At 72.8% G+C, this 10381-nt stretch carries 7 protein-coding genes; 3 read left to right on the forward strand and 4 right to left on the reverse strand.

Going from position 1 to position 10381, the window contains the following annotated elements; genetic code table 11:
• Positions 1 to 394: 394 nt before the first annotated feature.
• Both CCN42_RS29830 and CCN42_RS29835 read right to left on the reverse strand, forming a co-directional pair.
• Positions 395 to 2176, reverse strand: a complete 1782-nt coding sequence (locus CCN42_RS29830) for an ABC transporter ATP-binding protein (RefSeq protein ID WP_086740284.1) — start codon at positions 2174 to 2176, stop codon at positions 395 to 397.
• Entirely contained in the window at positions 2173 to 3984 is a 1812-nt protein-coding gene (locus CCN42_RS29835) for an ABC transporter transmembrane domain-containing protein (protein ID WP_086740286.1), read from the reverse strand. Before CCN42_RS29835 ends, CCN42_RS29830 begins: the two co-directional genes overlap by 4 nt.
• Positions 3985 to 4175: 191 nt before the next feature.
• Between CCN42_RS29835 and CCN42_RS29840 the strand changes: the two genes are divergently transcribed.
• Complete coding sequence (locus CCN42_RS29840) at positions 4176 to 5891, forward strand: peptide-N4-asparagine amidase (protein ID WP_086740288.1); 1716 nt, start codon at positions 4176 to 4178, stop codon at positions 5889 to 5891.
• A 19-nt stretch (positions 5892 to 5910) separates the two neighbouring features.
• Here the strand turns inward: CCN42_RS29840 and CCN42_RS29845 are convergent, their stop codons facing one another.
• Complete coding sequence (locus tag CCN42_RS29845) at positions 5911 to 6360, reverse strand: MarR family winged helix-turn-helix transcriptional regulator (protein WP_086740290.1); 450 nt, start codon at positions 6358 to 6360, stop codon at positions 5911 to 5913.
• A gap of 140 nt (positions 6361 to 6500) precedes the next feature.
• Here CCN42_RS29845 and CCN42_RS29850 point away from each other — a divergent pair, with 140 nt between their 5' ends.
• The gene (locus CCN42_RS29850; protein ID WP_086740292.1) at positions 6501 to 8303 is read left to right on the forward strand and encodes an ABC transporter ATP-binding protein; all 1803 of its coding nucleotides are present in this window, start codon (positions 6501 to 6503) and stop codon (positions 8301 to 8303) included.
• Positions 8304 to 8346: 43 nt separating this feature from the next.
• Complete coding sequence (gene mltG, locus CCN42_RS29855; RefSeq protein WP_086740294.1) at positions 8347 to 9186, forward strand: endolytic transglycosylase MltG; 840 nt, start codon at positions 8347 to 8349, stop codon at positions 9184 to 9186.
• 12 nt (positions 9187 to 9198) lie between these two features.
• Here mltG and CCN42_RS29860 read toward each other — a convergent pair whose 3' ends face one another.
• Positions 9199 to 10275, reverse strand: a complete 1077-nt coding sequence (locus tag CCN42_RS29860) for an NAD(P)-binding domain-containing protein (protein ID WP_086740295.1) — start codon at positions 10273 to 10275, stop codon at positions 9199 to 9201.
• Positions 10276 to 10381 lie beyond the last annotated feature (106 nt).

The raw sequence follows: 10381 nt of genomic DNA on the forward strand, positions 1-10381 counted from the left end.
CGGCACCCTGGGCGTGCTCCGGGCACCGGCCCGTCCCGGCACTGAGCGGCCCGGCCGCACGGGTCCACGGGACGCTGCCGCCTGTCCCGCATCACGCAGGACCGCCGATGCCCCGGCGCCCCGACCACCCGGCGCCCCGACCACCCGAGGCCACGCGCGCCCCGGCCGGTGCCCCGCGCTGCCGGGCACGCGGCGTGGCCAGGGTGTACAGGGCGGGTGGGGGGCACCGTGGGCCCCGGAGCGTCTCCCCTCCAGGGCTCGCGCGGCACCGGTTCCGTCACACCCACCCGGCCCGGGGCCCGGGCTGCGTCCGCCCGCGGTACTCCCCTGGCCAGGGGCCCCGGCCACGTCCGCCCGCGCCGCACCCGCCTCACGTCCTGCCCCGGCATGCGGCTCAGCCGTGCCACGACCTCCACAGGGCCGCGTACGCACCGTTCGCGGCGACGAGGTCGGTGTGGCTGCCCAGTTCGCTGATGCGGCCGTCCTCGACGACGGCGATGACGTCGGCGTCGTGGGCGGTGTGCAGGCGGTGCGCGATGGCGACGACGGTGCGGCCGTCGAGGACGCGGGCCAAGGAGCGCTCCAGGTGGCGCGCGGCGCGTGGATCGAGCAGGGACGTCGCCTCGTCCAGCACCAGGGTGTGCGGGTCGGCCAGCACCAGGCGGGCCAGGGCGATCTGCTGGGCCTGCGCCGGGGTCAGCGCGAGACCGCCGGAGCCGACCTCGGTGTCCAGACCGTCGTCCAGGGCGCGCGCCCACCCGTCCGCGTCCACCGCGCCGAGCGCCGCCCACAGCTCGGCGTCCTGCGCGTCGGTCCGGGCGAGCAGGAGGTTGTCGCGCAGGGAGCCCACGAAGACGTGGTGTTCCTGGTTGACCAGGGCCACATGGGAGCGGACCCGTTCGGCCGGCATCCGGGACAGTTCGGCGCCGCCGAGGGTGATCCGGCCGTTCCGGGGCGCGTAGATCCCGGCGAGCAGCCGGCCCAGCGTGGACTTGCCCGCGCCCGAGGGGCCGACCAGCGCCAGCCGGGTGCCGGGAGCGACCTCCAGGGACACCTTGCGCAGCACGTCGACGCCTTCGAGGTAGCCGAAGTGCACGCGGTCGGCCCGTACGTCGCGCCCGTCCGGCCGCACCGAGGCGTCACCGGCCTCCGGCTCGATGTCGCGGACCCCGACCAGCCGGGCCAGCGACACCTGGGCCACCTGGAGCTCGTCGTACCAGCGCAGGATGAGCCCCACCGGGTCGACCAGCATCTGGGCGATCAGCGCGCCCGTGGTGAGCTGTCCGACGCCGATCCAGCCCTGGAGGACGAACACCCCGCCGACCATCAGCACGGAACCGAGGACAGTCACATGGGTGAGGTTGATGACCGGGAAGAGGACCGACCGGAGCCAGAGGGTGTAGCGCTCCCAGGCCGTCCATTCGCGGATCCGCCGCTCCGACAGTTCGACGCGCCGCCCACCGAGCCGGTGCGCCTCGATGGTGCGCCCGGCGTCCACCGTCTCGGCGAGCGCGGCGGCCACGGCGGCGTATCCCGCGGACTCGGACCGGTAGGCGGAGGGCGCCCGGCGGAAGTACCAGCGGCAGCCGGCCACCAGCAGCGGCAGCGCGAGCAGCACCGCGGCGGCCAGCGGCGGCGCGGTGACGACGAGTCCGCCCAGCAGCAGTGCTACCCACACCACGCCGATCGCCAGCTGCGGCACGGCTTCGCGCATGGCGTTGGCGAGCCGGTCGATGTCGGTGGTGATCCGGGAGAGCAGATCGCCGGTGCCGGCCCGCTCCAGGACGCCGGGCGGCAGCCCGACCGACCGGACGAGGAAGTCCTCGCGCAGATCGGCCAGCATCCGCTCGCCGAGCATGGCGCCGCGCAGCCGCACCTCCCGCACGAACACGGCCTGGAGGAGGAGCGCCACGACGAAGAAGGCCGCCGTCAGGCCCAGGTGCAGTTCCCGCTCCTTGTCCGTCACCCGCTCGACGAGTCCGCCCAGCAGATAGGGGCCTGCCATGGAGGCGACCACGGCGACCGTGTTCACGCCGACGAGGAGCAGGAAGGCGCGGCGGTGCCGGCGGAACAGCTCGGCCACGTAGGCGCGGACGGTGGCGGGGGCGCCGACGGGCAGGGTGTTCGCCGTCGTCGGGGCCGCCGGGTCGTAGGCCGGTGGCGCCACGCCGATCATGCGGTCTCCTCGATCTCTTCCAGTTCGTGCAGTTCGTTGAGCCGCTTCAGTTCGCGGGGCTCGTCGCGTCCGCTCTCGTCGTCGGTCTCCCGGGTCACCACGGCCTGGTACCGCGGCTCGACGTGCACCAGCTCCCGGTGCCGCCCGACCGCCGCGACCTCGCCCTCGTGTATCAGCACCACCCGGTCGGCGCGGTCGAGCAGCAGCGGGGAGGAGGTGAGCACGACGGTCGTACGGCCGACCCGCAGGTTCCGCAGGCCCTCGGCGATGCGGGCCTCGGTGTGGGAGTCGACGGCGGAGGTCGGCTCGTCCAGGACCAGCACCTCCGGGTCGGTCAGCAGCGAGCGGGCCAGGGCGAGCCGCTGGCGCTGGCCGCCGGAGAGGGACCGGCCGCGTTCGGTGATCCGGGCGTCCAGTGGGTCCTCGATGTCGAGCGAGCTCTGGGCGAGCGCCGCCAGTACGTCCCCGCACTGCGCGGCGGACAGCGCGTCCGGGGCGTCGACCGCACCCGAGGAGGGCACGTCGAGCAGGTCGCGCAGGGTGCCCGAGAGGAGGACCGGGTCCTTGTCCTGGACGAGGACGGCGGTGCGCGCGGTGTCGAGCGGCAGTTCGTCCAGCGGCACACCGCCGAGCAGGACGGAGGTACCCGCCTCGCCGGCGTGTCCGCCCAGCCGCTCCGCCAGCCTGCCCGCCGCGTCCGGGTCGCCGCACACCACGGCGGTCAGCAGGCCCTGGGGGACGAGCAGTCCGGTGGCCGGGTCGTGCAGGTCACCGGAGGGCAGGTCCGCGGCGCGTGAGCCGCCGGTGTCGGTGGCCCGCTGCAGCGACAGCACACGGGCGGCCCGCCGGGCCGAGGGGCGCGAGAAGGAGTACGCCATCGCGATCTCCTCGAAGTGCCGCAGCGGGTAGGTCATGATCATGACCGAGCTGTAGACGGTGACCAGCTCACCGACGGCGATCCGGCCGTCGCGGGCCAGGTGGACGCCGTACCAGACGACCGAGATCAGCAGCAGTCCTGGCAGCAGCACCTGGATCGCGGAGATCAGCGACCACATCCGGGCGCTGCGCACGGCCGCGTGGCGGACCTCCTGGGAGGCGCGGCGGTAGCGGTCGAGGAACAGGTCCTCGCCGCCGATGCCGCGCAGCACCCGCAGGCCGGCCACGGTGTCGGAGGCCAGTTCGGTGGCCCGCCCCGCCTTCTCGCGCTGGATGTCGGCGCGCCGGGTGGCGGGAGGCAGCAGCGGCAGCACCGCGAGCGCCAGCACGGGCAGGCCGAGCGCGACGACCACGCCGAGTGCGGGCTGGTAGACGACGAGGCCGGCGGCGACCAGGACGACGGTGAGGGCGGCGGCGGTGAACCGGGAGACGGCTTCCACGAACCAGCCGATCTTCTCCACGTCGCCCGTGGAGACGGCGACCACCTCACCGGCAGCGACCCGCCGGGTCAGCGCCGAGCCCAACTGGGCCGCCTTGCGGGCCAGCAACTGCTGGACGCGGGCTGCCGCGGTCACCCAGTTGGTGACGGCGGCGCGGTGCAGGAAGGTGTCGCCGAGCGCGATACCGACGCCGCACAGCGCCAGCAGCCCGCCCGCCAGGGCCAGCCGGGAGCCGGAGCGGTCGACGACGGCCTGGACGGCGAATCCGACGCAGAACGGCAGCGCGGAGACGGACACGAAGTGCAGCAGGCCCCAGGCCAGCGATTTCAGCTGGCCGCCCAGTTGGTTGCGGAAGAGCCACCACAGAAATCGGGGGCCCGAGCGCGCGTCGGGCACACCCGGGTCGGGAAAGGGAAGGTCTTGGATCTGCATGGGGTCCCATGGCTCGTATCAGGGTGGACGGCGACAACAGGCCGTGAAAGGTTCACGTCGCCACATGGTCAATAGCAAACGGTTTTCCACGGGACCGCACAGGACGGGCAAGCCGGGGAGGGCGGGTGGTGGCCATGCGCGGCCGGGGATGCCTCATTGCGCCGGTCGGGGAAGCCCCGTAGAAACCCGCCATGAGAAACCGTCTCATCATGTCCATGCTCACCGCGCTCACCGGGGCGACCCTCCTGGCGAGCACCCTGTTCGCAGCGGGCCCCGCCCAAGCGGCCGGTGTCCCCGCCCAAGCGGCCCGCGTCTCCGCCCCAGCGGCCGGTGTCCCCGCTCAAGCAGCCGACGTGCCCGCCGAGTTCGGCACCGACTGGCACGACCCGGTCACCGCCGCCCCGCCCGTCCCCAGGCCGGACACGGCCTCCTGTCAGGTGACCCTCGCCGAGGCGAAGTTCCGCGACTTCACCCCTTACCGCGGCACCTACACCCCGCCGGAGGGCTGCGGCGACCGCTGGAGCAAGGTCGTACTGCGCCTCGACGGCAGGGTCAAGGGCCGGCAGTACGACCGTCTCGGCCATCTGCGGGTAGGCGGAGTCGAGATCTTCCGCACCTCGACCCCGCAGCCGTCACCGGACGGCATCGAGTGGTCCGTCGAGAAGGACGTCACCCGCTACAGCGACACCCTCCGCCGCCCCCAGGACGTCGAGATGCTCATAGGGAACGTCGTCGACGACACCTATACGGGTGTCATCGACGTCAAGGTCACCCTCACCTTCCACGCCGCGGGCCGCCCGGCCGGCGCGCACGACCGGGCGCTCACCCCCGACCGGGTCCTCACTCTCGCCGACGGAACGACCCTCACCACCCCGCGCAACAGCGAGCGCATCCTCGCCGAGGTGTACGCCACCGGCTCCGGCGGCGGCTGCGAGGAGTACTGGTACCTCACGGTGCCGTCCACCGCGCCGTACTCCTGCCAGGCCGACGACGGCCCCTACCGCGAGGTCCAGCTCCGCGTCGACGGGAGACTGGCCGGAATCGCCACGCCGTTCCCGACGGTGTGGACCGGCGGCTGGTCCAATCCGTTCCTCTGGTACGTGGTTCCGGGCCCGCGCGCGTTCGACGTCAAGCCGATCACCTACGACCTGACCCCGTTCGCCGGACTCCTCAACGACGGCCGCCCGCACCGGGTCGAGGTCTCCGTCCTCGGCGTCCCCGAGGGCCGTCCCGGCTGGGACGCTCCCGTCAACGTCCTGGTCTGGCAGGACGAGAAGCGCGCCCACGTCCCCGGCGCGCTCACCGTCCACCGGGAGGGCAGTCCGGCCGACACCTCGACGTACACGCCGGTTCGGGCGGGCGAGGAGCACCGGGTGGACACGGAGGCCGCCCACCGGCTGACGGTCTCCGGATACCTCGACACCTCGCACGGCCGGGTCACCACCACCGTCAGCCGGACCCTCGCGCACACCTCCGCACACCGCTGGACCGACGGCGAGACCACGGACGCGCTCGACGCCCAGTGGACCGACGGGGAGGCGGTGACCGTCAGCGGCCACGGACCGGCGCGCACCACGCGCACCCACCGGACGTACACGATGGACGGCACGACCACCCTCGGCGCGGCGGACCGGCTGCGCACGGTGCTCGCGCTGGGTGACCGGGCCACCGCCGTCACCGTGCAGGACGGCCGGCGCACCGCCTGGTCACGGCTCGACGACACCTACACGGGCGACGCCACCTACACCGTGAACGTCCCGCGCGACCAGCGGCACGCGGTCGGCACGACGAGCGAGCGCTACCGGCTGTACGGGTCCGCGGCGGGTCCGTCCGGTTGTCACGACCGCACGCTGACGACCGTCCAGGGCGTGCTGGTCGAGGACAGGCTGCGCTGCCGCGGCGAGTGATCGGCGCCCGCGAGCGCTCTCAGCAGGCCCGCTCGCCGTCTCCGTCCACGAGCGTGTCCAGCAGCCCTCCCAGCACACGGCGCTGATCCTCCGTCAACGGCGCCAGGATCTCGTCCGCCGCCGACAGCCGCACCCCGCGCAGCTTCCCCAGCGTGGTGCGGCCGTCGTCGGTCAGCTCTATGCGGATCACCCGCCGGTTCGCCGGATCCGGCACCCGGCGCACCTTCCCGCTCGCCTCCAGCCCGTCGACCAGCGTGGTCACGGCCCGCGGCACGACCTCCAGGCGCTCGGCGAGGTCGGCCATGCGGGGCGGCGAGCCGTAGTGCCCGAGGGTGCGCAGGAGCCGGGACTGGGCGGGGGTGATACCCAGTCCGCGCTGCTGCAGATGGCGCTTCTGGATGCGGTGCACCCGGCGGGTGAGCCGCAGCAGCTGCTCGGCGAGCAGGGCGTCCGGATCGGGGATGGTCATGCGGGAACATTATCAGGACAGCATTCATTGTGAGTATAGGTAACAATGAGCTACGATCCTCCATCGTCCCCGGTGGGCAGCGGTCGCCTCCCCGCCCGCCGTCCACCTCCGCAGGACGCCGTCCACCTCCGTAGGAGCCCATGCACCCCGACCGCGACCCCGTCTGGAGCCCACCCGCCGACGCGAAGGAGCAGCCCCGGCAGGTGCGCCGCATCCTCGCGCTCTTCCGCCCCTACCGCGGCCGTCTCGCCGTCGTCGGCCTGCTGGTCGGCGCGTCCTCGGTGGTCTCGGTGGCCACCCCGTTCCTGCTGAAGGCGATCCTCGACATCGCCCTCCCCGAGCGGCGCACCGGCCTGCTCACCCTGCTGGCCCTCGGCATGATCCTCAGCGCCGTCCTCACCAGCGTCTTCGGCGTGCTGCAGACCCTGATCTCCACCACCGTCGGCCAGCGTGTGATGCACGATCTGCGCACCGCGGTCTACGGCCGTCTCCAGCGCATGTCCCTGGCCTTCTTCACCCGCACCCGCACCGGCGAGGTCCAGTCCCGCATCGCCAACGACATCGGCGGGATGCAGGCCACCGTCACCTCGACCGCCACCTCGCTGGTCTCCAACCTCACCGGCGTCACGGCGACGATCGTCGCGATGCTGGCCCTGGACTGGCGGCTGACCGTGGTCTCGCTGCTCCTGCTGCCGGTCTTCGTGTGGATCAGCCGCCGCGTCGGCAACGAACGCCGGAGGATCACCACCCAGCGTCAGAAGCAGATGGCGACGATGGCCGCCACGGTCACCGAGTCGCTGTCGGTCAGCGGCATCCTGCTCGGCCGCACCATGGGCCGCGCCGAGTCGCTGACGAAGACATTCGCCGACGAGTCCGAGCGACTGGTCGACCTGGAGGTCCGCGCGAACATGGCGGGCCGCTGGCGGATGGCGGTCATCACGATCGTCATGGCCGCGCTGCCCGCCGTCATCTACTGGACGGCCGGTCTCGCCCTGGCCCTCGGCGGGCCCGACGTCTCCCTCGGCACGATCGTCGCGTTCGTCTCGCTCCAGCAGGGTCTGTTCCGTCCGACCGTGAGCCTGCTCGGCACCGGCGTGCAGATCCAGACCTCGCTCGCGCTCTTCCAGCGCATCTTCGAATACCTGGATCTGCCGCTGGACATCACCGAGCCGGAGCGCCCCGTCCGCCTCGGCAAGGTGCGGGGCGAGGTCCGGTTCGAGAGCGTCGAGTTCCGCTACGACGACCAGGGCGCCTCCGTTCTCGACGGCATCGACCTCACCGTGCCGGCCGGCGGCAGCCTGGCGATCGTCGGCCCCACCGGAGCCGGCAAGTCCACGCTGGGCTATCTGGTGCCGCGGCTGTACGACGTGACGGGCGGCCGGGTCACCCTCGACGGTGTCGACGTGCGCGACCTGGACTTCAGCACCCTCGCCCGCGCGGTCGGGGTGGTCTCCCAGGAGACGTACCTCTTCCACGCGACCGTTGCCGAGAACCTGCGGTTCGCCAAGCCCGAAGCCACCGACGAGGAGCTGCGCGCGGCGGCCCGCGCGGCCCAGATCCACGACCACATCGCCGCCCTGCCCGACGGGTACGACACGGTCGTCGGCGAGCGCGGCCACCGCTTCTCCGGCGGCGAGAAACAGCGCCTGGCCATCGCCCGGACCATCCTGCGCGATCCGCCGGTGCTGATCCTCGACGAGGCGACCAGTGCCCTGGACACCGGTACCGAGCACGCGGTGCAGCAGGCGATCGACGCGCTCTCGGCGGGCCGCACCACGCTCACCATCGCGCACCGGCTGTCCACGGTCCGCGGTGCCGACCAGATCGTGGTCCTCGACTCCGGGCGCGCGGTGGAACGGGGAACCCACGAGGAACTGCTGGCGCTCCGGGGGCGCTACGCCGCGCTGGTGCGCAGGGACGCCCGACTGGAGCCGACGAGATGAAGATATGCCGGGTTTGTGACGATATGCGGGTTACCGTGCCCGCATGCAGATGAACACTCCGCCACGGAGCACGATTCGACTGACGCGCCGGGGCCGCCTGGCCCTCATCGCGACCGGAGCCGTCGTGGCCGGCACCGCCGTGGCGGTGCCGCTGCTGACCCTGGACGACGAGGAACCCAAGAAGCCCACGTCCCTGGTCATCCCCGAGGGCTGGCGCGCCTCCCAGATCTACGCGGCCGTCGACAAGGCCCTCGAACTGCCCCCGGGCACCACCAGGAAATCCCTGGACAAGGCCAATCTCAAGCTGCCGATCGACGCCGAGGGCAACCCGGAGGGCTACCTCTTCCCGGCGACCTATCCGCTGGCCGAGGACACCACCCCCGAGACGCTGCTGACGGCGATGGTCGACACCGCGAACAACAGGTTCAACCGCGCTCCGATCGCCGCCGGCGCCCAGCGCAACGCCATGAACGTCTATCAGGCCGTCACCATCGCCAGCATCGTCCAGGCCGAGGCCGCCACCAAGGCCGACATGGGCAAGGTCGCCCGGGTGATCTTCAACCGGCTGGAGCGCGGCATGCCGCTCCAGATGGACTCCACCATCAACTACGCGCTCAACCGCGCCACGCTGAAGACGACGCTGGACGACACTCGCATCGACAGCCCCTACAACTCGTACCAGCGCATGGGCCTGCCGCCCACACCGATCGACAACCCGGGCGAGGAGGCGGTGCGCGCCGCGATCAGCCCGGCGCCCGGCGACTGGCTGTACTTCGTCACGGTCAAGCCGGGCGACACCCGTTTCACCGCCGACTACGCCGAGCACCAGCGCAACGTGGCCGAGTTCAACGCCCAGCAGAAGAGCCAGAGCCCCCGGCGGTGACCCGACGGGACATCACGCCGCGACCGGCTCCCCGGCCAGCAGGCGCCTGATGTCCCGTACGGCCGCGCGGCCGGCCCGGTTGGCGCCGATCGTGCTCGCCGACGGGCCGTAGCCCACGAGATGGATCCGCGGATCCGCTGCCGCGCGCGTGCCCTCCAGCCGGATGCCGCCACCCGGCTCGCGCAGCTTCAGCGGCGCCAGATGGTCGATCGCGGCCCGGAACCCGGTCGCCCAGAGGATCACATCCGCTTCCACGTGCCGCCCGTCCGCCCACTCGACGCCCTTCGGGGTGATCCGGTCGAACATCGGCCGCGGGTCCAGGACCCCGTCCGCCAGCCCCTGCCGGATCGCGTCGTTCAGCGGCAGCCCGGTGACCGACACCACACTCTTCGGCGGCAGCCCCCGCCGCACCCGCTCCTCCACGAGCGCGACCGCCGCGCGCCCCGCGTCCTCGTCGAACGGCCCCTCCCGGAAGACCGGCGGCCGGCGCGTCACCCAGGTGGTGGCCGCCGCGTGCGGCGCGATCTCCAGCAGATGCTGGGTCCCGGAGGCGCCCCCGCCCACCACGACCACCCGCTGCCCGGCGAACTCCTCGGGTCCCGGGTACTGCGCGGTGTGCAGTTGCCGCCCGCGGAAGGACTCCTGCCCGGGATAGCGCGGCCAGAAGGGCCGGTCCCAGGTGCCGGTCGCGTTGATCAGCGCCCGGGTCGCCCAGCTCCCCGCCGACGTCTCCACCAGCAGCCGTCCGTCCGAGCCCTCCCGGACGGCCCGCACGTCCACGGGCCGCCGTACCCGCAGGTCGAAGGCCCGCTCGTACGCCGCGAAGTACTCGCCGATCACCTCCGACGACGGCCGCGCCGGGTCCGCCTCCGTCAGCTCCATGCCCGGCAGCGCGTGCATCCCGTGCACCTTGCCGTACGTCAGGGAGGGCCACCGGAACTGCCAGGCGCCGCCCGGGCCGGGGGAGTGGTCCAGCACCACGAAGTCGCGGTCCGGCTCGAAACCGGTGCGGCGCAGATGGAAGGCGCCGGCCAGCCCGGCCTGACCGGCGCCGATGACGACCACCTCGACCTCGCGTGTGTTGTTCACGTTTCCACCAACAGCGGCGTGGGCGTGGATCTTCCCGGCCGCGAGGGGCGAGGTCCGGGCCGGGAAGGAGAGGCCAGGGGATGGCGACGGTCGCTTATACACATCT

It is taken from the genome of Streptomyces glaucescens (genome assembly GCF_002154375.1).
In the GTDB taxonomy this organism is placed as follows: Bacteria; Actinomycetota; Actinomycetes; order Streptomycetales; family Streptomycetaceae; genus Streptomyces; species Streptomyces glaucescens.

Bases quoted from the DNA above. Each gene is read 5' to 3' on its own strand.
- CCN42_RS29840 (WP_086740288.1), top strand. From the start codon at position 4,176: ATGAGAAACCGTCTCATCATGTCCATGCTCACCGCGCTCACCGGGGCG.
- CCN42_RS29850 (WP_086740292.1), top strand. From the start codon at position 6,501: ATGCACCCCGACCGCGACCCCGTCTGGAGCCCACCCGCCGACGCGAAG.
- CCN42_RS29845 (WP_086740290.1), bottom strand. From the start codon at position 6,360: ATGACCATCCCCGATCCGGACGCCCTGCTCGCCGAGCAGCTGCTGCGG.
- CCN42_RS29835 (WP_086740286.1), bottom strand. From the start codon at position 3,984: ATGCAGATCCAAGACCTTCCCTTTCCCGACCCGGGTGTGCCCGACGCG.
- mltG (WP_086740294.1), top strand. From the start codon at position 8,347: ATGCAGATGAACACTCCGCCACGGAGCACGATTCGACTGACGCGCCGG.
- CCN42_RS29830 (WP_086740284.1), bottom strand. From the start codon at position 2,176: ATGATCGGCGTGGCGCCACCGGCCTACGACCCGGCGGCCCCGACGACG.